General features: G+C 73.0%; 21 protein-coding genes. 14 read left to right on the top strand and 7 right to left on the bottom strand.

The annotated features are described in order from the left end of the window. Window positions 1–217 precede the first annotated feature (217 nt). Entirely contained in the window at window positions 218–1,705 is a 1,488-nt protein-coding gene (locus AB0F29_RS14270) for an amino acid permease (RefSeq protein ID WP_361871428.1), read from the top strand. Here the strand turns inward: AB0F29_RS14270 and AB0F29_RS14265 are convergent. Then, window positions 1,656–2,105 carry an ATP-binding protein gene (locus AB0F29_RS14265; RefSeq protein ID WP_097867015.1) on the bottom strand — a complete coding sequence of 150 codons (450 nt, stop codon included), beginning with the start codon at window positions 2,103–2,105 and terminating at the stop codon, window positions 1,656–1,658. The two genes, AB0F29_RS14270 and AB0F29_RS14265, sit on opposite strands and share 50 nt — an antisense overlap. A gap of 283 nt (window positions 2,106–2,388) precedes the next feature. Here AB0F29_RS14265 and AB0F29_RS14260 point away from each other — a divergent pair, with 283 nt between their 5' ends. Together AB0F29_RS14260 and AB0F29_RS14255 are read left to right on the top strand one after the other, a co-directional pair. Next, on the top strand, window positions 2,389–3,216 hold the full coding sequence (locus tag AB0F29_RS14260) for an enoyl-CoA hydratase family protein (RefSeq protein WP_361871424.1): 828 nt from the start codon (window positions 2,389–2,391) through the stop codon (window positions 3,214–3,216). Beyond that, on the top strand, window positions 3,201–5,597 hold the full coding sequence (locus AB0F29_RS14255; RefSeq protein ID WP_361871422.1) for a bifunctional salicylyl-CoA 5-hydroxylase/oxidoreductase: 2,397 nt from the start codon (window positions 3,201–3,203) through the stop codon (window positions 5,595–5,597). Before AB0F29_RS14260 ends, AB0F29_RS14255 begins: the two co-directional genes overlap by 16 nt. Here the strand turns inward: AB0F29_RS14255 and AB0F29_RS14250 are convergent. From AB0F29_RS14250 to AB0F29_RS14235, 4 genes are all read right to left on the bottom strand, one after another. After that, window positions 5,584–6,033 carry a hypothetical protein gene (locus AB0F29_RS14250; RefSeq protein WP_361871963.1) on the bottom strand — a complete coding sequence of 150 codons (450 nt, stop codon included), beginning with the start codon at window positions 6,031–6,033 and terminating at the stop codon, window positions 5,584–5,586. The two genes, AB0F29_RS14255 and AB0F29_RS14250, sit on opposite strands and share 14 nt — an antisense overlap. A 68-nt stretch (window positions 6,034–6,101) precedes the next feature. After that, window positions 6,102–6,932, bottom strand: a complete 831-nt coding sequence (locus AB0F29_RS14245; RefSeq protein WP_361871419.1) for a GNAT family N-acetyltransferase — start codon at window positions 6,930–6,932, stop codon at window positions 6,102–6,104. 56 nt (window positions 6,933–6,988) lie between these two features. Beyond that, complete coding sequence (locus AB0F29_RS14240; RefSeq protein ID WP_361871416.1) at window positions 6,989–7,810, bottom strand: PaaX family transcriptional regulator C-terminal domain-containing protein; 822 nt, start codon at window positions 7,808–7,810, stop codon at window positions 6,989–6,991. A 65-nt stretch (window positions 7,811–7,875) separates the two neighbouring features. Next, a complete protein-coding gene (locus tag AB0F29_RS14235; RefSeq protein ID WP_361871413.1) occupies window positions 7,876–9,564 on the bottom strand; it encodes an AMP-binding protein in 1,689 nt (562 codons plus the stop codon). 207 nt (window positions 9,565–9,771) lie between these two features. On the opposite strand from AB0F29_RS14235, the gene AB0F29_RS14230 reads away from it, so the two are divergent. From AB0F29_RS14230 to mnhG, 9 genes are all read left to right on the top strand, one after another. Then, window positions 9,772–11,061 carry an acyl-CoA dehydrogenase family protein gene (locus tag AB0F29_RS14230; RefSeq protein WP_361871410.1) on the top strand — a complete coding sequence of 430 codons (1,290 nt, stop codon included), beginning with the start codon at window positions 9,772–9,774 and terminating at the stop codon, window positions 11,059–11,061. Next, window positions 11,058–11,459, top strand: coding sequence for a RidA family protein (locus AB0F29_RS14225; RefSeq protein ID WP_361871407.1), 402 nt, complete (start codon window positions 11,058–11,060; stop codon window positions 11,457–11,459). Before AB0F29_RS14230 ends, AB0F29_RS14225 begins: the two co-directional genes overlap by 4 nt. Before the next feature lie 81 nt (window positions 11,460–11,540). Continuing rightward, window positions 11,541–11,780, top strand: a complete 240-nt coding sequence (locus tag AB0F29_RS14220; RefSeq protein ID WP_361871405.1) for a hypothetical protein — start codon at window positions 11,541–11,543, stop codon at window positions 11,778–11,780. A 132-nt stretch (window positions 11,781–11,912) separates the two neighbouring features. Beyond that, the gene (locus AB0F29_RS14215; protein WP_361871403.1) at window positions 11,913–14,816 is read left to right on the top strand and encodes a Na+/H+ antiporter subunit A; all 2,904 of its coding nucleotides are present in this window, start codon (window positions 11,913–11,915) and stop codon (window positions 14,814–14,816) included. After that, window positions 14,813–15,430, top strand: a complete 618-nt coding sequence (locus tag AB0F29_RS14210) for a Na(+)/H(+) antiporter subunit C (RefSeq protein ID WP_018956988.1) — start codon at window positions 14,813–14,815, stop codon at window positions 15,428–15,430. Before AB0F29_RS14215 ends, AB0F29_RS14210 begins: the two co-directional genes overlap by 4 nt. Next, window positions 15,427–17,079, top strand: a complete 1,653-nt coding sequence (locus tag AB0F29_RS14205; RefSeq protein WP_361871400.1) for a Na+/H+ antiporter subunit D — start codon at window positions 15,427–15,429, stop codon at window positions 17,077–17,079. The genes AB0F29_RS14210 and AB0F29_RS14205 overlap by 4 nt, the downstream gene beginning before the upstream one ends. Next, window positions 17,076–17,702: a Na+/H+ antiporter subunit E gene (locus AB0F29_RS14200; RefSeq protein WP_361871397.1), complete on the top strand. Its 627-nt coding sequence runs from the start codon at window positions 17,076–17,078 to the stop codon at window positions 17,700–17,702. Before AB0F29_RS14205 ends, AB0F29_RS14200 begins: the two co-directional genes overlap by 4 nt. Beyond that, window positions 17,699–18,034, top strand: coding sequence for an MrpF/PhaF family protein (locus AB0F29_RS14195; RefSeq protein ID WP_361871396.1), 336 nt, complete (start codon window positions 17,699–17,701; stop codon window positions 18,032–18,034). Before AB0F29_RS14200 ends, AB0F29_RS14195 begins: the two co-directional genes overlap by 4 nt. Then, window positions 18,031–18,384: a monovalent cation/H(+) antiporter subunit G gene (gene mnhG, locus AB0F29_RS14190; RefSeq protein ID WP_361871393.1), complete on the top strand. Its 354-nt coding sequence runs from the start codon at window positions 18,031–18,033 to the stop codon at window positions 18,382–18,384. Before AB0F29_RS14195 ends, mnhG begins: the two co-directional genes overlap by 4 nt. Window positions 18,385–18,398: 14 nt before the next feature. Here the strand turns inward: mnhG and AB0F29_RS14185 are convergent, their stop codons facing one another. After that, a complete protein-coding gene (locus AB0F29_RS14185; protein WP_361871391.1) occupies window positions 18,399–18,767 on the bottom strand; it encodes a nuclear transport factor 2 family protein in 369 nt (122 codons plus the stop codon). Window positions 18,768–18,942: 175 nt separating this feature from the next. Between AB0F29_RS14185 and AB0F29_RS14180 the strand changes: the two genes are divergently transcribed. Continuing rightward, window positions 18,943–19,488 carry an MOSC domain-containing protein gene (locus AB0F29_RS14180; protein WP_361871389.1) on the top strand — a complete coding sequence of 182 codons (546 nt, stop codon included), beginning with the start codon at window positions 18,943–18,945 and terminating at the stop codon, window positions 19,486–19,488. An 87-nt stretch (window positions 19,489–19,575) separates the two neighbouring features. Further along, window positions 19,576–20,316, top strand: a complete 741-nt coding sequence (locus AB0F29_RS14175; RefSeq protein WP_361871387.1) for a CDP-alcohol phosphatidyltransferase family protein — start codon at window positions 19,576–19,578, stop codon at window positions 20,314–20,316. On the opposite strand, the gene AB0F29_RS14170 is transcribed toward AB0F29_RS14175, so the two are convergent. Continuing rightward, entirely contained in the window at window positions 20,285–20,734 is a 450-nt protein-coding gene (locus AB0F29_RS14170; RefSeq protein WP_361871384.1) for an adenylyltransferase/cytidyltransferase family protein, read from the bottom strand. The genes AB0F29_RS14175 and AB0F29_RS14170 overlap by 32 nt on opposite strands. Window positions 20,735–20,772 lie beyond the last annotated feature (38 nt).

Genomic DNA, 20,772 nt, shown 5'->3' with positions numbered 1-20,772 from the left:
GGGGACGGGCACGGGTACAGATACGGAGCAGGGGTTCGCATGCTCATGCACCCGATTGGGTGAACATGCGCGGTGGTGGCTACCATGTCGCCTCTTGGTGGGGTTCGGGCTCGCGATGCCCGGGCCCCCTTCCCATGTGCCGCCCGCGGTCCCCACGGCCGCCGTGCGCACCGGGAGACGTCCCCCCACTGCGCCACCAGAGATGAGAACGTCCCGCATGAGCACCGGTCTGCCGCATTCCGGCATCCCGCAGCACCCCGGCCCCTCGAAGCCGGGGCTGCGCCGCAAGAGCCCCGATCAGCTCATCGCCGACTCCGGCGGCGACCTGGAGGGCCATGGCCTCAAGCGCACGATGGGCCTCTTCCAGCTCGTCTGCTTCGGGGTCGGCGCGATCGTCGGCACCGGCATCTTCGTCGGACTGTCCGACAGCGTCGCCAAGGCCGGCCCCGCCGTCGTGATCTCGTTCGTCCTCGCGGCGATCACCTGCATCTTCACCGCGCTGTCCTTCGCGGAGCTGGGAAGCGCCATCCCGGTCTCCGGAAGCTCGTACTCCTTCGCGTACGCGGCGCTCGGCGAACGCACCGCGTTCCTCGTCGGCTGGTGCCTGCTGCTGGAGTACGGCGTATCGGTCTCCGCCGTCGCGGTGGGCTGGAGCCAGTACGTCAACGAGCTGCTGAACAGCGTGATCGGCCTGCGACTCCCCGAGGCCCTGTCCGCCGGCCCCGCCGAAGGCGGTCTGGTCAACCTGCCCGCGATCGTCGTGATCGCCATGGCCGCCGCGCTGCTGGTGCGCGGTGTCCGGGAGAGCGCCACCGCGACCGCCGCCATGGCGATCCTCAAGATCGGCATCCTGGTCGCGTTCTGCGCCGTGGCGTTCAGCGCGTTCGAGGACGACAACCTCATGCCGTTCGCGACCCACGGGCTCGGCGGCATCACCGCGGGCGCCTCGCTGGCGTTCTTCTCCTATATCGGCTTCGACGCCATCACCACCGCCGGCGAAGAGGTCAAGAACCCCCGGCGGAACATCCCCATCGCCATCCTGATCTGCATCGGCGTCGTCACCCTGCTCTACTGCGCGGTGGCGCTCTCGGCCATCGGCGCGATCGGCTCGGACGCCGTCGCCGACAAGAGCGCGGCTCTCTCGATCGCCGTCAACCAGGTCACCGACTCCACGGTCGGCGGCGGCGTCATCGCCTTCGGCGCGGTCGTCGCCATCGCCTCGGTGGTGCTCGCCGTGATGTACGGGCAGACCCGCATCCTCATGTCGATGTCCCGCGACGGGCTCGTCCCGCGCGTCTTCGAGCGGGTCTCGCCCAAGACCCACACCCCGGTCGCCAACACCTGGATCGTGGCCGGAGTCTTCGCGGTCCCCGCCGCGTTCGTCCCGCTCGAGGTCGTCGTGAACCTGACGACCATCGGCACGCTCGCCACGATGGTCGCCGTCAATGTCGCGGTGGTGGTGCTCCGGCGGAGCGCCCCCGAGCTGAAGCGGACCTTCCGGGTGCCGCTCTACCCGGTGAGCCCGCTGCTGGGCGTCCTGTGCTGCCTGTATCTGATGTACGGGACCGGCTGGACGACCTGGGTCCAGTTCGCGGTCTTCCTCGCCGTCGGCTCACTGCTGTACGCCGGTTACGGGCGCAAGCGCTCCCGGCTGGTCAGCTCCCCGGGGACGGACCCGGCTGCGCCGGTATCGCCGGAAGCGTGAACCAGACGGCCTTGCCGTGCTCCGTGGTGCGGTGACCGCACGCGGAGCTGAGGGTCCGGATCAGCAGCAGGCCGCGGCCGTGCTCCTGCCAGGGGTCGACCTCACAGCCCGGCTGCGGCCGGGACAGGTCGCCCGGCGGGGCGGGGTCGCGGTCGTGCACCTCGACCTGGCAGCCGGTGGGCAGCAGCTCCACGACCAGCTCGATGGGCTCACCGCCCAGGGTGTGCTCGACCGCGTTGGCCACCAGCTCGGCGGTCAGCAGCTCGGCGGTGTCGCTGTCGGCCGGGGCGTCGATGTCCGACAGCGCGGTGCGGATGAGTGCGCGGGCGATCGGCACGGCCGCGGTGGAGTGGGGCAGGGCGATGCGCCAGGAGGCGGGGACGGGGACATCGGGCGGCACGGCGGGGTTTCCGTTCGGGAGCGGGTCTTCCTCGAAGCGGGAGGTCTCGACTTCTGGGGTTCACGCGGTACTCGTGTCGGGACTTCCTGGTTTCAACCTTACGAACCGCTCCGGGCCGACCATAGAGGCGGTCGGTCGGAGCGAAAGGGACTTTCGCCACAACGGTCTCATGGGTGCTGTATTGCGACCTCGTGACGGCAGTCACATAGGAGTGATAACTTCGGAGGCGGAACGCGACCCGCGCACGGCCGGCACCAGCCCGATCGCTGAAGGGGACCCCTCCATGAGCCCGTTTCCCAGCTCGGCCCCGAGCACCGAGGAATGGCGTCATCTCCGGCTGACCCGGGACGACGGTGTGGCCACCGTCACACTCGCCCGCCCCGAGAAACTCAACGCGCTCACCTTCGGCGCCTACGCGGATCTGCGCGACCTCCTCGCCGAGCTCTCCCGGGAACGGTCCGTCCGCGCCCTCGTCCTCGCCGGTGAGGGGCGCGGCTTCTGCTCCGGCGGCGACGTCGACGAGATCATCGGCGCCACCCTGGCCATGGACACCGCACAGCTGCTCGACTTCAACCGGATGACCGGCCAGGTCGTCCGGGCCCTGCGGGAGTGCCCCTTCCCCGTCGTCGCCGCTGTCCACGGCGTCGCCGCCGGGGCCGGAGCCGTGCTGGCCCTGGCTGCGGACTTCCGGATCGCCGACCCGTCGGCCCGCTTCTCCTTCCTCTTCACCCGGGTCGGCCTCTCCGGCGGCGACATGGGCGCGGCCTATCTGCTGCCCCGGATCGTCGGCCTCGGCCACGCCACCCGGCTCCTGATGCTCGGGGACGCCGTCCGCGCCCCGGAGGCGGAGCGCATCGGGCTGATCAGCGAGCTGGCCGAGGAAGGGAAGGCCGACGAACGCGCCGCCGAGCTGGCCCGCCGCCTCGCCGACGGCCCGGCCCTCGCGCTCGCCCAGACCAAGGCCCTGCTCACCGCCGAGCTGGACATGCCGCTCGCCGCCTCCGTCGAGCTGGACGCCAACACCCAGGCCCTCCTGATGCACGGCGAGGACTACGCAGAGTTCCACGCCGCCTTCACCGAGAAGCGGCCGCCGAAATGGCAGGGGAGGTAGCCGTGCCGACCATCGAGGGGCGCCGGGCCCCCTCGGACGCAGCCGTGCCGGCCCCCGAGGCAGCCCGGCGCCCTGACGCCGGGGCCGGGCCCCGCCGGGGCTCCTCGTCCGTGCGCCGCATCGCGGTCGTCGGCGGCGGCCCCGGCGGGCTCTACGCCGCTGCCCTCCTCAAGCGGCTCGACCCGGACCGCGCCGTCACCGTCTTCGAGCGCAACGCCCCCGACGACACCTTCGGCTTCGGCGTCGTGCTCTCCGACGAGACCCTCGGTGGCATCGAACACGCCGACCCCGAGGTGTACCGGGCGCTGAGAGCCGAGTTCGTCCGCTGGGACACCATCGACATCGTCCACCGGGGCCGGACCCACACCTCCGGCGGCCACGGCTTCGCAGCCCTCGGCCGCCGTCGGCTCCTGGAGATCCTGCACCAGCGCTGTGCGGGCCTCGGCGTCGACCTCCGCTTCCGCACCCCGGCCCCGCCCGCTGCCGAACTCGCCGCCCACCACGACCTGGTCATCGCCGCCGACGGGGTGCACAGCGCCACCCGCGCGGCCCACGCCGACTCCTTCGGCCCGAGCGTCACCGAGCACCGCAACCGGTACATCTGGCTCGCCACCGACTTCGCGCTCGACGCCTTCCGCTTCGAGATCGCCGAAACCCCGTACGGCGTCATGCAGTTGCACGGCTACCCGTACGCGGCGGACGCCTCCACCGTCATCGTCGAGATGCGCGAGGAGGTCTGGCGCGCCGCCGGGCTCGACACCTGCGACGCGGCCGAATCCACCGCCCGCTGTGCCAAGTTCTTCACCGAAGCGCTGGACGGCCGCCCGCTGCGCGGCAACAGGTCCTCCTGGGCCGCCTTCCGCACGGTCGCCAACTCCCGCTGGTCCCACGGCAACACCGTGCTCATCGGCGACGCGGCCCACACCGCCCACTTCTCCATCGGCTCCGGCACCAAGCTCGCCGTCGAGGACGCCCTCGCGCTCGCCGCCTGCGTCGAGGAGCAGCCGGACCTGCCGACGGCCCTCGCCGCGTACGAGGCCGAGCGCCGCCCGGTCGTCGCCTCCACCCAGCGCGCCGCCGCCGCCAGCCTGCACTGGTTCGAGGAGCTGGCCACCTACGTGGACCAGCCGCCCCGCCGCTTCGCGTTCAACCTCCTCACCCGCAGCCGTCGGGTCACCCACGACAACCTCCGGCTGCGCGACGCCTCGTTCACCGCCGCCGTCGAGGAGGAGTTCGGCTGCCCCCCGGGCACCCCGCCGATGTTCACCCCCCTGCGCCTGCGCGGCCTCGAACTGCGCAACCGCGTCGTCGTCTCGCCCATGGACATGTACGCGGCCGTCGACGGGCTGCCCGCCGACTTCCACCTCGTCCACCTCGGGGCCCGGGCGCTCGGCGGCGCGGGACTCACCATGACCGAGATGGTCTGCGTCAGCCCCGAGGGCCGCATCACCCCCGGCTGCACGGGTCTGTGGAACGACGAACAGGCCGCCGCCTGGCGGCGGATCACCGACTTCGTCCACACCTCCGCGCCCGGCGCCGCCATCGGTGTGCAACTCGGCCACTCCGGCCGCAAGGGCTCCACGAAGCTGATGTGGGAGGGCATCGACCAGCCCCTGGAGAGCGGCAACTGGCCGCTGACGGCCGCCTCCCCGCTCCCGTACGAACCGGGCGTCAGCCAGGTCCCCGCAGAGCTGGACCGTGCCGGACTGGACGCCGTGCGGGAGCAGTTCGTGGCGGCCGCCCGGCGCGCCGCCGACTCCGGCTTCGACCTCCTCGAACTCCACTGCGCCCACGGATACCTGCTCTCCGGCTTCCTCTCCCCGCTCACCAACCGTCGCACCGACGCCTATGGCGGAGCACCGGCCGGGCGGTTGCGCTTCCCCCTCGAAGTCTTCGACGCCGTACGCGAAGTCTGGCCGCCGGAACGGCCGATGACGGTGCGGATCTCCGCCACCGACTGGGCCGAGGGCGGCAACGACGCCGAGGACGCCGTCACGATCGCCCGCGCCTTCGCCGACCACGGGGCCGACGCCATCGACGTCTCCACCGGCCAGGTCGTGGCCGAGGAGCGCCCCGAGTACGGCCGCTCCTACCAGACCCCGTACGCCGACCGGATCCGCAACACCGTCGACGTCCCCGTCATCGCCGTCGGCGCGATCTCCTCCTGGGACGACGTCAACTCCCTGCTCCTGGCGGGCCGCGCCGACCTCTGCGCCCTGGCCCGCCCCCATCTGTACGACCCGCACTGGACCCTCCACGCGGCGGCCGAACAGGGCTACAGCGGCCCCGGCGCTCCCTGGCCCCTTCCGTACGGCGCGGGCAGCCGCCCCCCGCCCACCGGCCGCACCGACGGACCGAAGCCCCGGCTCACGCTGGAGTGAGGCAGCCGTGGCACCGGCACGGGACGGGGTGCGGCACACCGCCCCAGTGCTCCTCGCGGTACCGCGGGGCCAGGCGGGCCAGCAGGGCGGCCAGCTCCTCGGCGTGCTCCCGCGTGGCCCATGACCCGTCGACGCCCACCGCCGCCACGCGGCGCAGCACCGCCGGGCTGTACACCGCGACCGGCCGGAAGGTGTGGAGGTTGCGGGTCGCCATGTCGATGGTGATGTACGCCCCGGTGTGCCGGCCGCGCCCGACGGTGGTCAACTCCTCGTGCGCCATGCCCCCATAGGTCTTGACGACGTGCACCTTCGACCCGCCCCGGTACGACTTGGTCCCGGGCCGCAGTTGCTGCCCGCCGTCGCCGTACCGCCGCCACCGCACCACGTTCGCGGCGACGAGCCACAGCGGCTCCGCCGTCACGTGCTCCTCAACCATGGGGACGGTCAGGGGCACCTCGGCCACGGTCTCCTCGGCCACGGGCTCCGCCGACGCGGGCTCCGCGCTCACGGCTTCCTCCTCAACAGCAGCCGGTCCGCCACCGGTTCGTAGCCGATGCGCAGATATACGCCGTTGCTCGTCGGGTTGGCGAGGTCGGAGAACAGCACGACCTCCGCAGCCCCCGCCTCCCGGGCCGCCCGGCCGGCCTCGTCGGTCACGGCGGCCGCGTACCCCCGGCCGCGAAGCTCCGGCGGGGTGTACACCAAGGTCACCCGCACCGTGCCCGCCAGCATCCGGGAGCGCCCCGCGAGAGCCACCGGAGCCCCGCCGCTCTCCCAGAGGGTGAGCGCCCCGCGTTTCGTGCCCTCGTCCACCAGCCATTCGGCCGAGGACTTCGACTGCCCGGTCTCCTCGGCGAAACCGCGCACCCACTCCACGAGCAGCGCCCGGTCCGCCGGCGTCGCCGCCCTGGCGCGGCCCTCCGGCGCGGGTGAGGGCGGTCGCGGCGGGCCCAGCCGGTACAGCCGCTGCTCCTGCTCGGTCCGGTAGCCGGGGAGCCGGGTGGCCAGCAGCGCCGCGGTGTCCCGGTCCGCGTCGACGGCGTCCAGATCCGGGCCCGCTCCCAGGGCGTCGGCCAGCGGACCCACGGCCTCGGCCGGCACGGCGTTCAGCAGCGCGGGATGCGGCGGAGTGCGCAGCACGGTCCCCGCCACCGCCCCGTCCGCCCCGCACCACCAGCCGAGCACCGGATCGCCCCCGCCGTAGTGGTGCGGGCCCGCACGTCTCAGCCGCTCGGTGACGGTCAGCGCCACCGTGTGCTCGACGGGCCGCGCGGCGAGCGACGCGCCGGCCACGGCGAGGAACGTGGCGACGTCGTTCGTGAAGGTCCAGGTCATGCCTCATCCTGCCCGTGGGCCGAGGCCCGGGGCACCTGGATTTCACCCCGGCGGGGTCACGGCCGCACGTACCGCTCCCCGGCGTCCCGCAGCCGCTCGTGCAGCCGGTCGAACACCTCCGCCGACCGCCCGCCCGGCCAGTCCCCGGGCAGCAGCTCCGACGGCAGACCGGGGTCCGCGTAGGGGAGTTGCCGCCACGAGTCCAGGGCCAGCAGATAGTCCCGGTAGGCGGTCTGCGGGCGGGGTGCGTCGCCGGTGTCCCCGGCCGCCTCCCAGTCCCGCAGCACCGGCTCGTGCAGCTCCAGGAACTCGTGGTGCAGCCGGGCCACCGCCGGCAGGTCCCACCAGCGGGCCACCGCCTCGCGGGTGGCGGCGAAACCGAGGTGCTCGCCGCGGAACAGCTCCACGTACGGGGCGAGTCCGAGCCGCTCCAGGGTGTGCCGGGTCTCCTCGTACAGCCCGGCCGGCGCGATCCACACCCCGGGCGCGGCCGTGCCGAAGCCGAGCCGGGCCAGCCGGGAGCGCAGCAGATGGCGCTTGTTGCGCTCCGCCTCGGGCACGGAGAACACCGCGAGCACCCAGCCGTCGGAGAGCCGCGGCCCGGGCCGCCCGTAGATCCTCCGGTCCCCGTCGTCCAGCAGCTGCCGGGCGTCCGGCGACAGCGCGTACCCCGCCGAACCGTCCGCCGCACGGGCGGCCACCAGCAGGCCGCGCCGCTTCAGCCGCGAGACGCACGAGCGTACGGAAGGGGCGTCGACGCCCACGGCGTGCAGCAGACGGATCAGCTCCGACACCGCGAAAGGTGCCCCGTCCGGCGGGCGGCCGTAGGCGCCGTAGAGCGTGACGATCAGGGAACGGGGGGTGCGCAACTCGGCCACGTGATCACTCTAGGGTCTTTCGCTCGGAACAGGTCCCGAGCCCGGCATGATCCGGACGAGAGGCCTCAGAGGTGCTGGTCCCGCAGCAGGAACCGCTGGAGTTTTCCGGTGGCCGTCCGGGGCAGGGACGCCTGGAAGACGAAGACCCGCGGGCACTTGTGCGGGGCCAGGTTGGCCTTCATATGGGCGCGCAGCGAGTCCGCGGTCTGCTCCGAGCCCTCCGTCAGCACCACGTGCGCCACCACGATCTCGCCCCGCAGTTCGTCCGCCCGGCCCACCACGGCGGCCTCCGCGACCTCCGGATGGCGCAGCAGGGCGTCCTCCACCTCAGGGCCCGCGATGTTGTAGCCGGAGGAGATGATCATGTCGTCGGCGCGGGCCACGTAGCGGAAGTAGCCGTCCGGTTCGCGGACGAAGGTGTCGCCGGTCATGTTCCAGCCGTGCCGGACGTACTCCGTCTGCCGGGGGTCGGAGAGATAGCGGCAGCCGACCGGACCGCGTACGGCCAGCAGCCCCGCCTCGCCGTCGGGCAGCTCGTCCCCGCGCTCGTCCACCACCCGGGCCTGCCAACCCGGCACGGGCACCCCGGTCGTGCCCGGCCGGATCGCGTCGTCGGCGGCGGAGATGAAGATGTGGAGCAGTTCGGTGGCCCCGATGCCGTTGATGATGCGCAGCCCCGTCGCCTCGTACCAGGCCCGCCAGGTCGCCTCGGGGAGGTTCTCCCCGGCCGACACGCAGCGCCGCAGCGCCGAGAGGTCGTGGCCGTCCAGCTCCCCGAGCATGGTGCGGTAGGCCGTCGGCGCGGTGAACAGCACCGAGACCCGGTGCCGGACCAGGGCGGGCAGCAGCTGCCGCGGGCCCGCCTGCTCCAGCAGCAGCGTCGAGGCCCCGGCCCGCAGCGGGAAGACCAGCAGCCCGCCCAGGCCGAACGTGAAGCCCAGTGGCGGACTGCCCGCGAACACGTCGTCGGCCGAGGGGCGCAGCACATGCCGGGAGAAGGTGTCGGCGATGGCCAGGAGGTCCCGGTGCAGGTGCATACAGCCCTTGGGGCGCCCGGTGGTCCCCGAGGTGAACGCGATGAGCGCGACCTCGTCGGCGGCCGTGTCCACCGCCCGGTACGGCCCGGTCCTGGCCTCGGCCAGCCGGGTCAGGTCCCCGGCCGCGTCCCCGCCGAACAGGGTGATCCGCAGGCCCTCCACGTCCGCCTCCGCCAGGTCCCGCGCCGACCGGGCGTCGCACAGGGCGTGGCCGATCCGCGCCAGCGAGCAGATGGTGGCCAGTTCCGTCGCGCGCGCCTGCGCCAGTACGGTGACGGCGACAGCGCCCGCCTTCATGACGGCGAGCCAGCAGGCGGCAAGCCAGGGCGTCGTCGGCCCGCGCAGCAGTACCCGGTTGCCCGGCACGACGCCCAGGTCGTCCGTCAGCACATGGGCGATGCGGTCCACCGTCTCCCGCAGCTCTCCGTAGCTCCAGACGCTCCCGTCGCCGGAGAGCAGCGCGGGGCGGTCCCCGCCCCGTTCCTCGACGGTCCGGTCCAGCAGTTCGTGCCCGCAGTTCAGCCGGTCGGGGTAGCGCGGCGCGGGATCCTCCAGGAGGAGCTCCGGCCACTGCTCCGGCGGCGGGAGATGGTCGCGCGTGAAGGTGTCGGCGTGGGCGCCCGCGGCGTGCCCGGACGGCTCGGGATGCGCGCCGGGGACGCGTACGGACGCGTCGGCGGCGGCTGTGGGCGTGTTCGGCGAGGAATTCGGCTCCATGAAGGATCGCCCCCTTGTCGCCTCTGGAGCGTATCGTTTGGGTGACGGTAGTCAACGGTCCGCGATAAGACATGACGTGCGATGCGACGAAGCGACGAGAAGCCACGCAACGCGACAGGGCAGCCGACGCGACAGGGCACGTAACGCGACAGGGCACCCGACACGATGGGACACGACGCGACACGACGCGACAAGAGAGGCGCCGCCATGACGGCATTCTCCCTCGAACCGGAACAAACCGCCTGGTGCGAGGAGCTCCGCACCCTCGCCGCGCGGGAACTGCGCCCGCTCGCGGAGAAGGGGGAGCCCGGGCGCGTCAACCGCCCGCTGCTGGCCGCTCTCGGCGAGCAGGGCCTCCTCGGCCGGATGCTGGGCTCCGGGGCGCTGGACCTGTGCCTGCTGCGCGAATCCCTGGCCCGGGGCTGCACCGAGGCCGAGACCGCCCTCGCCCTCCAGGGCCTCGGCGCCACTCCGATCGTCCAGGCGGGCACCGCCGCCCACCGCGAGCGCTGGCTCCCCGAGGTGCGGGCCGGGCGGGCCGTCGCCGCCTTCGCGCTGAGCGAGCCGGGTGCGGGTTCCGACGCGGCGGCCCTGAGCCTGGCCGCCGAACACACCCCGGCCGGCTGGGCGCTCACCGGCGAGAAGTGCTGGATCTCCAACGCCCCCGAGGCCGACTTCGCCGTGGTCTTCGCCCGGACGACCCCCGGCGCGGGATCCCGCGGCGTCACCGCGTTCCTGGTCCCGTCCGACCGCCCCGGACTCACCGGCTCCGCCCTCGACATGCTCTCCCCGCACCCCATCGGCACCCTGGAGTTCGACGGCGTACCGGTCACCGCCGACGACGTGCTCGGCGAGCCCGACCGGGGCTTCCGCGTCGCGATGAACACCCTCAACCTCTTCCGGCCCAGCGTCGGAGCCTTCGCCGTGGGGATGGCCCGTGCCGCCCTCGACGCGACCCTGGAGCACACGGCCCACCGCACCGCGTTCGGCGGCCCCCTGAGCGACCTCCAGGCCGTCTCGCACCAGGTCGCGGAGATGGCCACCCGCACCGAGGCCGCCCGCCTCCTGGTGTACGCGGCGGCCGCCGCGTACGACGCGGGGGAGAGCGGCGTGCCCCGCCGGGCGGCGATGGCCAAGCTGTACGCCACCGAGACCGCGCAGTACGTCGTCGACGCCGCCGTCCAGCTGCACGGCGCCCGCGCCCTGCGCCGGGGCCATCTGCTCGAACACCTCTACCGCGAGGTCCGCGCGCCGCGGATCTACGAGGGCGCGAGCGAGGTGCAGCGCACCATCATCGCCAAGGAGCTGTACGCGAGCGCCGCCCAGCGGCCCGAGCCCTCCGCCGAGCAGCGCCACGACCAGCTGTCCCGTGACGCGCTGCCCCGTGATCAGCAGTCCCTCGCCCAGCAGTCCCTCGCCCAGCAGCCCGCCGCCCAGCAGCCCGCCGCCCCGGAGCCCGTGGAGCCCGCGGGCCTCACCCAGGAGCCGCCCGCATGAGTCCGTCCCACCGGATCAACCCGGCCGAACTCTCCCCGCCCACCGGCTTCAGCCACGCCGTCGTCGCCACCGGCGGGCACCTGGTCTTCCTCGCCGGGCAGACCGCACTCGACCCGGACGGAAAGGTCGTCGGGGCCACCCTGCCCGACCAGTTCGCCGTCGCCCTGGGCAACCTGCTCACCGCTCTCCACGCGGCCGGCGGCGCCCCCGCCGACCTCGCCCGGGTCACCGTCTACGCCACCGACATCGCCGACTACCGCTCCCACGCCCCCGAGCTGGGCCGGATCTGGCGCAGGCTCGCGGGGCGCGACTACCCGGCGATGGCCGTCATCGGGGTGGCCCGGCTCTGGGACGAGCAGGCGATGGTCGAGATCGACGGGGTCGCGGTGCTGCCGTGAGCCGGGCGTCCGAGTAGCGGCGGGAGGACGGCGGGCGAGGCTGAAGGGGTCCGGATGCCGAGCTGACCGGGAGAGCCAGCGGTGACCAGCCCGCCGCCCCCGCGCCCCGCCGCCCGCTCCTATGACGGCGAGGGCATCGTCGTCCGATTCGACGCGCACCGCTGCCTGCAGGCCGACGGGGTGCCGCACGTACGCGGGGATCTCGAAGTCGCCACCCCCCGCGGACCGCGCCACGAGACCCGGGTGATGCTCCGCGGCTGCGGCGCCACCGGCAACACGCCGTACTGCGACCACAGCGGACCCTGCGCCGGACACGGCTGAGGCGCCCCTCCCGCAGACAGCGGCCGGGAGGCGCGCGGCGCGCCGGTCGAGTGAATCAGCCTGAGGGATATATCTGTATTTAGTGCCTTTTATTTCGGATGCCCCGTCGTCGCCCGAACCGGACACCCCTCGGTGATCGCGCTCATCGTCGCCCACTTCGCGCTCGCGGCCTGCGCGGGCCCGCTGGTGCACCGGCTCGGCCGCCGGGCCTTCGTCGTGCTGGCCCTGCCGCCGGCGGCGGCCACCGTCTGGGCCCTCACCCGCTGGAGCACCGCCGCGTCCGGAGGCGCGGACACCTGGTCCTGGCAGTGGATCCCGGACTACGGCGTCGCCCTCGACCTCCGCCTGGACGCGCTGGCCGAACTGATGGTGCTGCTCGCCGCCGGGGTCGGCGCGCTCGTCCTGCTCTACTGCGCCTCCTACTTCACCGACGACACCCCGCAGCTGGGCCGCTTCGCCGGGAACCTGCTCGCCTTCGCGGGCGCGATGCTCGCCCTCGTCCTCGCCGACGACCTGATCACGCTCTATGTGTTCTGGGAACTGACCACGGTCTTCTCCTACCTGCTGATCGGCCACGGCAGCGAACACCGGCACAGCCGCCGCTCCGCCCTCCAGGCCCTCGTCGTCACCACGTTCGGCGGCCTCGCCATGCTCGTCGGCTTCCTGATCCTCGGTCAGGCCGCCGGCACCTACCGGATCTCCGCGATCGTCGCCGACCCGCCCGAGACGACCCTCGCCGTGTCCGTCGCCGTCGTCCTCGTGCTGTGCGGGGCCCTGTCGAAGTCCGCGATCTGGCCGTTCTCCATGTGGCTGCCGAACGCCATGGCCGCGCCGACCCCCGTCAGCGCCTATCTCCACGCCGCCGCGATGGTCAAGGCCGGTGTCTACCTGGTCGCCCGGCTCGCCCCCGCCTTCGCCGACGTCCCCGTCTGGAAACCCGTCGTGCTCGTCCTCGGCGGCGCGACCATGCTGCTCGGCGGCTGGCGGGCGCTGCGCCTGAACGACCTCAAGCTCGTCCTCGCCTACGGAACCGTCAGCCAGCTCGGCTTCCTGACCCTGCTCGCCGGGACCGGCAACCGCGACGCCGCGCTTGCCGCCGCCGCGATGATCCTCGGGCACGCCCTCTTCAAGGCCCCGCTCTTCCTCGTCACCGGCATCGTCGACCACGCGGCCGGCACCCGCGACCTGCGCGAACTGTCCGGGGTCGGCCGCTCCCTGCCGTACGTCGCCGGTGTCGGCGCCCTCGCCGCCGCCTCCATGGCCGCCCTCCCGCCGCTGCTCGGCTTCGCCGCGAAGGAGGCCGCGTTCGAGGCGCTGCTGCACGGCTCCGCCGCCGACCGGTGGGCGCTGGCCGTCGTCGTCGCCGGGTCCGCGCTGACCACCGCGTACAGCCTGCGGTTCCTCTGGGGCGCGTTCGCCCGCAAGCCCGGCGTCCCCGAGACCCCCGTCCACCGCGTCGGGTGGGCCTTCCTCGCCCCGCCCGCCCTGCTCGCCGCCCTCGGCCTGCTCCTCGGCCCCGGTGTCGGCTGGACCGACCGGCTGCTGGGCGCGTACGCCGACACGTTCCCGGCAGAGGGGAAGCCGTACCACCTCGCGCTCTGGCACGGGTTCGGTACCGCGCTGCTCCTGTCGGCCCTCGCCTGGGCCGCCGGCGCCGTGCTCTTCCTCGGCCGCGCCCACGTCACCCGGCTCTCCCGCCGGATCGCCTGGCCCACCGCCGACAGCGTCTTCGGCCATCTGCTGCTCGGGCAGGAACGTCTCGCCCTCCAGGTCACCGGCTTCATCCAGCGCGGCTCCCTCTCCGTGTACCTCGCCACCACCCTCCTCGTCATGCTCGCCGGGCAGCTCACCGTCCTCGTGGTCGACACCCCCTGGAACGGGGCCGTACGCCCCCGGCTCTGGGACAACCCGCTCCAGGGCGCGGTCGCCGCCCTGACCTGCGCCGCCGCCCTGCTCTGTCTGACGGTCCGCCGGCGCATGAAGGCCGTCGTCCTGGCCGGCCTCACCGGATACGGCACCGCCCTGCTCTTCGTCGTCCAGGGAGCACCCGACCTGGCGCTCACCCAGTTCTGCGTCGAGACCGTCTCGATGATCGTCTTCGTGCTGGTGCTGCGCCGGATGCCCGTCCACTTCCACGAGACCGTCAGCACCTGGCGGCGGGCCGCCCGCATCCCGACGGCCCTCGCGGCGGCCGCCACCGTCGGCGTCGGCATGTGGGTCGCCGCCGCCGCGCGCACCGCCGAACCGGCCGGCGCCGCCATGGTCCGGGAGGTCGCCGACCACGGGCTCAAGGACGTCGTGGCCACCATCCTCGTCGACCTGCGCGCCTGGGACACGATGGGGGAGTCCGCCGTGCTCGCCGCCGCCGCGATCGGCGTCACCAGCCTCATCTACCTGCACCGCCGCAGCGAGGGCACCATGGTCCAGGAGGAGTTGCGGGGGCGTACCGCCTGGTCCCTGTCGGCGCACCACTCCTCCCGACTGCCGCAGGGCGACGACGCGGCCCCCGAACGCGGCTGGCTGGCCGCCGGAGCCACCCTCGCGCCCGAGCACCGCTCGATCGTCTTCGAAGTGGTGGCCCGGCTGCTGTTCCACCCGATCCTCGTGCTCTCGGTCTATCTGCTGTTCTGCGCCGAGTCCCTGCCCGGCGGCGGGTTCGTCGCCGGGCTCGTCGCCGGACTCGCCCTGATCACCCGCTACCTGGCGGGCGGCCGCTTCGAACTCGCCCAGGCCGCCCCCCTGCAACCAGGACTCTTCACCGGGCTCGGCCTCTTCATCTCCACCGGCGTGGGCCTCCTCGGACTCGCCGAGGGCACCGTCCTGCACGCCTTCACGTACTACGGACACCTGCCGGTCTTCGGCGACTACCACCTGAGCACCTCGGTCCTCTTCGACTTCGGCGTCTACCTGCTGGTCCTCGGCGTCGTCCTGGACATCGTGCGGGCACTCGGCGCCAAGATCGACCGGCAGATCGAACGGGCGGCGGGCGTCCTCGCCCCCGAAGGCGGCCCCGAGGCGGGAGGGACCCCCCGATGATCGTCAGCGCCTCGCTCCTCGCCACCGCCGTCGTGCTCTGCGCCGTCGGCGGCATCCTCATGCTCACCCGCCCGCTGACCCGCATCCTGCTCGGCGCCGTCATCCTCGGCAACGGCATCAACCTGCTGGTCCTCTCCTCCACCGGCCGGGCCGGCGCCGCGCCCCTGCTCTACGGGGTGTCCCTGAGCCGGGTCACCGACCCGCTGCCCCAGGCCATCGCGCTGACCGCCATCGTCATCACCCTGGCCACCACCGCCTTCCTGCTGGCCATGGCCTACCGCAGCCACCAGATCACCGGCACCGACGAGGTCCACGACGACCTGGAGGACCGCCGCGTCGTGCTGCGCGCCGAAGTGCTCGGCGAACGCGCCCAGTTGCGCGAACAGTTCCGGTCCGGGGCCGAACCCACCGCTGAGGAGCGCGAACGCTACCGGGAGGAGCGCCGTCGGCTCCGCGACCGGCTCCGCGCCGACCGCGCCCGCCAGGCCCGGGGCCGCGACGCCTCCGGCAACCTGTGGAACGACGTGCTGGGCGCGGACCCGGAGGACTACGCACGTGACGGCGACGCCAAGGCGGACGACCGCTACCCCCGCGACCGAGGAGCCGACGGATGAACGCGCTCGTCCCCCTGCCCGTGCTGCTGCCCCTGTGCGCCACCGGCCTCAGCCTCGCCTTCGGCACCCGTCTGGGGCGCTTCCAGCGCTTCATCAGCGTCGCCGTGCTGTCCGCCGTACTCGCGCTCTCGGTGATCCTCATGATCGCCGCCGACCGGCAGGGCCCGCTCTCCGTCCACCTCGGCGACTTCGCCCCGCCGCTCGGCATCACCCTGGTCGCCGACCGGCTGTCCGGGCTGATGCTCACGGTCTCCTCGGCCATCACGCTCTGCGTGCTCGTCTACTCCCTCGGCCAGGGCATGACCGACCGGGACAAGGAGACCCCGCTCGCCGTCTTCCACCCCGCCTATCTGATCCTCGTCGCAGGGGTCTCCTGCACCTTCCTCGCCGGCGACCTCGTCAACCTCTACGTCGGCTTCGAGATCATGCTGGTCGCCAGCTTCGTCCTGCTCACCCTCGGCGGCACCGGACCCCGGATGCGGGCGGGCTCCACGTACGTGATCATCTCGCTGTTCTCCTCGATGCTCTTCCTCACCGCCATCGCCATGACGTACGCGGCCACCGGCACCGCCAACTTCGGCCAGCTCGCGGGACGGCTGGCCGACCTTCCCATCGGCGTGCAGACGCTGATCCAGGCGCTGCTGCTGACCGTCTTCGCGATCAAGGCGGCCGTCTTCCCGCTCGCCGCCTGGCTCCCCGACTCCTACCCCACGGCCCCGGCCCCCGTGACCGCCGTCTTCGCCGGACTGCTCACCAAGGTCGGCGTCTACTGCATGCTCCGCACCGAGACCCTGCTCTTCCCCGGCAACCGTCTCGGCGACCTCCTGATGGCCGTCGCGCTGGCCTCGATGGTCATCGGCATCCTCGGCGCGGTCGCCCAGACCGACCTGAAGCGGCTGCTCTCCTTCACCCTGATCAGCCACATCGGCTACATGGTCTTCGGGATCGGCCTCGCCACCCGCGAGGCGTACGGCGGGGCCATCGTGTACGTCGCCCACCACATCACCGTCCAGACGACCCTGTTCCTCGTCGCCGGACTCATCGAACGCCGGGGCGGCACCACGGAGCTGACCCGGCTCGGCGGGCTGGCCAGGGCCGCGCCGACGCTCGCCGTGCTGTTCTTCGTCCCCGCGATGAACCTCGCCGGAATCCCCCCGCTGTCCGGCTTCATCGGCAAGCTCGGGCTGATGCGCGCCGGCGTCGCCGACGGCGGCGGCTGGGCCTGGCTGCTGGTCGCGGGCTCGGCGGCCACCAGCCTGCTGACGCTGTACGTGGTCGCCAAGGTCTGGAACCTGGCCTTCTGGCGGGCCGCCCCGCCCGGCCAGGCCGCCGCCGGCACGGTCCTGGAGTCCGGCGACGACAGCGACGACGACGCGGACGCGGGCCCCGACCGGATCCGCGGCACCGGTGACGAGGGCATCGCCCCGGCCCACCGCCCGGCGGGGCAGGCCGTCGCCGCGACCCTGCACGCACGGGCCGTCATCACCACCAGCCGGCTGCCCCGCCCGATGATCGCGGCCACCGCGGCGACCATCGCGATCGGCCTCGCCTTCACGGTGTTCGCCGACCCGCTCACCGCCTTCACCGACCGCACGGCCGCCGAGATCCTCCAGCGGACCCCTTACGTCCAGGAGGTGCTGGGCCGGTGAAACGCATCCTGCGCCTCTCGTTCCGCAACGCCGATCTGCCGCCGCTGAGCTGCGAACTCGGCACCCGCCGACGCGTGCTGGACCTGCCGCTGATCGCCTGGCTCACCGTCATCTGGGTGCTGCTCTGGTCCACCCTCACCTGGGCCAACGTCATCACCGGCCTGGTCGTCTCGGTCGCCGTCTGCCTCGCCTTCCCGCTGCCCCGGGTCGACCTCGGACTGCGGCTCCACCTCTGGGGCATCCTGCGCCTGGTCGGCTACCTCGTCTGCGACATGTACACATCGGGGGTGAAGGTCACCCGGCAGATCTTCTCCGGCCTGCCGCACCGGGCCGCCGTGATCGGGGTGCCCCTGCGCTGCCGCAGCGACCTGATGCTCGCGGCCACCGCCGTCGCCGTCTCCAACGTTCCCGGCGGCTCCATCATCGAGGTGCGCCGGGCCACCGCCACGGTCTTCCTGCACGTCCTGGACGCCGACCGGCCCGAGGAGCTCGAAGCCGCCCGGCGCCAGGTGTGGCGGATCGAGGAACTGACCGTACGGGCCTTCGGCACCCCCGACGAGATCGCCCGGGTCGCCGAACCCCCGCCACCGCCCCAGCTCGCCGCAGGGAGGCCCGCGCCATGACCGCGCCCGAACAGGTCGACCGCATCCTGCTGACCGCCGCCGTCGTCCTGATCCTGCTCGCCGGGGCCCTGCTGCTGGCCCGGATCTGGCGGGGCCCCTCCATGCTGGACCGGGCCATCTCCCTGGACGTGTGCGCCGCCCTGATCATCGCCGGCCTCGCCGCCAAGTCGGCGTTCGCCCGTGACCCGTTCTACTTCCCGATCATGCTGGTGCTGGCGTTCCTCGGGTTCACCGGCTCGGTGGGCATCGCCCGCTTCATCGCCGTACGCGACCGGCCCCGCGACACGCCCCGCTCCCCGCGCCCCGACGACACCGAGGAGGGCCCGGGATGAATCTCTGGCACCAGATCGCCGACACGGCCGGCGCCGCACTGCTCCTCGTCGGCGCCGCGATCTGTCTGCTCGGGGTGATCGGCATGATCCGGCTCCCGGACGTCCTCTCCCGCAGCCACGCGGCGACCAAGCCACAGACCCTCGGCATGATCCTGGTCCTGGCCGGGGTCGCGCTGCGGCTGCGCGGCGGCATGGAACTCGCCACCCTCGGCCTCATCGCCTTCTTCCAGATGCTCACCGGCCCGGTGGCCTCGCACCTGGTGGCCCGTTCCGCGTACCGCACCGGGCAGATCGAACACGGCGACCTGCTCTTCGACGAACTGGACGAGCAGCTCACCGACGGCAAGTGAGCGCGCGTCGGGCTTCAGGCCCCCGGTACCCGGTCCAGGAATCCACTCACCGAACTGATCCGGCCGTCGTCGGCGAGCCGGGCCACATCGAACCCGGCCACCGGCGCGGAGCCGTCCGCGGGGGAGACCAGCTCCCAGGAGAACCGGACCAGGTCGTGGTGCCCGTCGGCCGTCCCGGCGGGCCGGAACCGGAAGCCGGGGAACTGCTCGTGCACGCCGCCGATCACGGCCGCCAGTCCCTCGTGTCCTCGTACGTCGGCCAGCGGGTCGGTGTAGCGGGCGTCGGTGGTGAACGCGGCGGCCACGGCCTTCGCCCGCTCCTCGGCGCCGGTGGTGTTCCAGGCGGCGAAGTAGCGCTGGACGGCCTCGTCGTACGCGGTCATGGTCTGCCCTCTCCTTCTGCGCCCCGTGGGTCCGGGGTGATGGCCCCACCTTGGCCCGGGGGGCGGGGCACCGTCGATTACCCCGGACGTAAGGGAGCTCCGTGTGCGGCTCCGCGACCGGGCGTAGGGTCGCGGGAGAGCGCGCATCGCGCAGGACGAGCGGGGGCAGGGAAGCATGACGTACGGAGCGGTCACGGCGGTCAGCACCAGTGGCGGGCACACGTTCAGCAAGGAGAGCCGGGACAGCGTGACGCTGCTTGCCGGACTCGGCGTCGAGGGCGACGCCCACGCGGGCGAGACGGTCAAGCACCGGTCCCGGGTCGCGCAGGACCCCACCCAGCCCAATCTGCGGCAGGTCCACCTGATCCACGAGGAACTGTTCACGGAGCTGGCCGACGCCGGATTCACCGTGGCTCCCGGAGAGCTGGGTGAGAACCTCACCACCCGGGGCATCGACCTGCTCGCCCTCCCCACCGGCACGCGCTTGAGGATCGGCGACGACGCGGTCGTCGAGGTCACCGGCCTGCGCAACCCCTGCCTCCAGATCGAGGCCTTCCAGGAAGGGCTGCTGAAGCAGGTCGTCGGCCGGGACGCGACGGGCGCGGTCGTGCGCAAGGCGGGTGTCATGAGCGTGGTCCGCCGCGGCGGTGTGGTCCGTCCCGGCGACACGGTCACCGCCGAACTCCCCGCCGGGCCGCACCGCCCGCTGGAACGCGTCTGATCCCCACACCGTCCTGTCCCCGCCAAAGCGCCCACGGGCCGGTGTGCGCATGCCATGATGCGGGCAATGCCGGACGCTGGGGGGCGTATGGGAAGCACGGGCACAGTGCTGCGCGAACTGCGCGGCGCACAGAAGAGCGCCAAGGGCGTCTCGCTCTATTCGCGGTACGTGAACCGGCCCGCCGGGCGGGTGCTCGCGGCCGGGGCGTACCGAATGGGAATGACGCCCAATCACGTCACGCTGACGAGCGCGCTTTTCACGTACGGCGCGGTGGCGTCGGTCGCGCTCGTCGAGCCGTCCTGGGCGCTCGGCGCCCTGGTCTGGGCGGCCCTGGCGGTCGGCTTCGCCTTCGACTCCGCCGACGGGCAGCTCGCCCGGCTCACCGGCCGGGGAGGGCCCGACGGGGAGTGGCTGGACCATGTCGTGGACTGCGGGAAGCTGCTGCTCGTCCACGCCGCGGTCCTGATCTCCTTCTACCGCTTCGGTGAACTGCCCAGCGAGGCTTGGCTGTTGCTTCCACTGGGTTTCCAGCTGGCGGCGGTGGTGACCTTCTGCGCGGGACTGCTGCGCGAACAGCTCGGCAAGGCGGCGGTGAGTGCCCGGGGTCCGTCCTGGGCGGCGCCGGACGCGGCGGCGCCCGTCTCCCGGGTGCGGGCCGTGGCGCTGCTGCCCGCCGACTACGGGGTGTTCTGCCTGGTGTTCCTGCTGCTCGGCGCACCCGGGGCCTTCCGCGCCGGGTACGCCGTGCTCGCGGTGGTGCAAGCGGTGTTCCTGGCGGCCTTCCTCGCCAAGTGGTTCAGGGAGCTGAAAGCGCTCCGGGCCGGTTGACGAGCACGTCCAGCGCCCGGCGCAACTGGGTGCTGGACGTGTGCACGGTGTACGGGAAGTAGACGACCTCCACGCCCACTTCGGCGAAGTCGCGCTCCAGCCTCTCCCCCTTGTCCGTGCCCCGCCAGTCGTCCCCCTTGAAGATCACGTCGAACCGGACCTGCTGCCAGGTCTCGACCTTGTCCGGCACGGTCTCCACGAACGCGGCGTCCACGAAGCGCACGCTGCGGACGATCTCCAGTCGTTCGCGGAGCGGGATCACCGGCGTGTGCCCCTTGGCGAGGGCGGCCATCTCGTCCGACACGACCCCCGCGACCAGGTAGTCGCACTGACTGCGGGCATGCCGCAGGATGTTGAGGTGCCCGACGTGGAACAGGTCGTACACCCCGGGCGCGTAACCCACCCTGTGCTGCACCATCCGTATCTCTCCCCCCACGGTGAACGTGATCCGGTGAT

Source organism: Streptomyces sp. NPDC026589 (assembly GCF_040638385.1).
Lineage (GTDB): Bacteria > Actinomycetota > Actinomycetes > Streptomycetales > Streptomycetaceae > Streptomyces.
The sequence above is the reverse complement of the archived record's forward strand: the minus strand, read 5'-3'. Positions and strand labels throughout refer to the sequence as shown.

What these genes read in the sequence shown, in the direction of transcription:
- mnhG (WP_361871393.1), top strand. Translation starts at nt 18,031, where the DNA reads ATGAATCTCTGGCACCAGATCGCCGACACGGCCGGCGCCGCACTGCTC.
- AB0F29_RS14260 (WP_361871424.1), top strand. Translation starts at nt 2,389, where the DNA reads ATGAGCCCGTTTCCCAGCTCGGCCCCGAGCACCGAGGAATGGCGTCAT.
- AB0F29_RS14195 (WP_361871396.1), top strand. Translation starts at nt 17,699, where the DNA reads ATGACCGCGCCCGAACAGGTCGACCGCATCCTGCTGACCGCCGCCGTC.
- AB0F29_RS14170 (WP_361871384.1), bottom strand. Translation starts at nt 20,734, where the DNA reads ATGGTGCAGCACAGGGTGGGTTACGCGCCCGGGGTGTACGACCTGTTC.
- AB0F29_RS14255 (WP_361871422.1), top strand. Translation starts at nt 3,201, where the DNA reads ATGGCAGGGGAGGTAGCCGTGCCGACCATCGAGGGGCGCCGGGCCCCC.
- AB0F29_RS14175 (WP_361871387.1), top strand. Translation starts at nt 19,576, where the DNA reads ATGGGAAGCACGGGCACAGTGCTGCGCGAACTGCGCGGCGCACAGAAG.
- AB0F29_RS14205 (WP_361871400.1), top strand. Translation starts at nt 15,427, where the DNA reads ATGAACGCGCTCGTCCCCCTGCCCGTGCTGCTGCCCCTGTGCGCCACC.
- AB0F29_RS14235 (WP_361871413.1), bottom strand. Translation starts at nt 9,564, where the DNA reads ATGGAGCCGAATTCCTCGCCGAACACGCCCACAGCCGCCGCCGACGCG.
- AB0F29_RS14180 (WP_361871389.1), top strand. Translation starts at nt 18,943, where the DNA reads ATGACGTACGGAGCGGTCACGGCGGTCAGCACCAGTGGCGGGCACACG.
- AB0F29_RS14210 (WP_018956988.1), top strand. Translation starts at nt 14,813, where the DNA reads ATGATCGTCAGCGCCTCGCTCCTCGCCACCGCCGTCGTGCTCTGCGCC.
- AB0F29_RS14250 (WP_361871963.1), bottom strand. Translation starts at nt 6,033, where the DNA reads ATGGTTGAGGAGCACGTGACGGCGGAGCCGCTGTGGCTCGTCGCCGCG.
- AB0F29_RS14230 (WP_361871410.1), top strand. Translation starts at nt 9,772, where the DNA reads ATGACGGCATTCTCCCTCGAACCGGAACAAACCGCCTGGTGCGAGGAG.
- AB0F29_RS14225 (WP_361871407.1), top strand. Translation starts at nt 11,058, where the DNA reads ATGAGTCCGTCCCACCGGATCAACCCGGCCGAACTCTCCCCGCCCACC.
- AB0F29_RS14185 (WP_361871391.1), bottom strand. Translation starts at nt 18,767, where the DNA reads ATGACCGCGTACGACGAGGCCGTCCAGCGCTACTTCGCCGCCTGGAAC.
- AB0F29_RS14270 (WP_361871428.1), top strand. Translation starts at nt 218, where the DNA reads ATGAGCACCGGTCTGCCGCATTCCGGCATCCCGCAGCACCCCGGCCCC.
- AB0F29_RS14245 (WP_361871419.1), bottom strand. Translation starts at nt 6,932, where the DNA reads ATGACCTGGACCTTCACGAACGACGTCGCCACGTTCCTCGCCGTGGCC.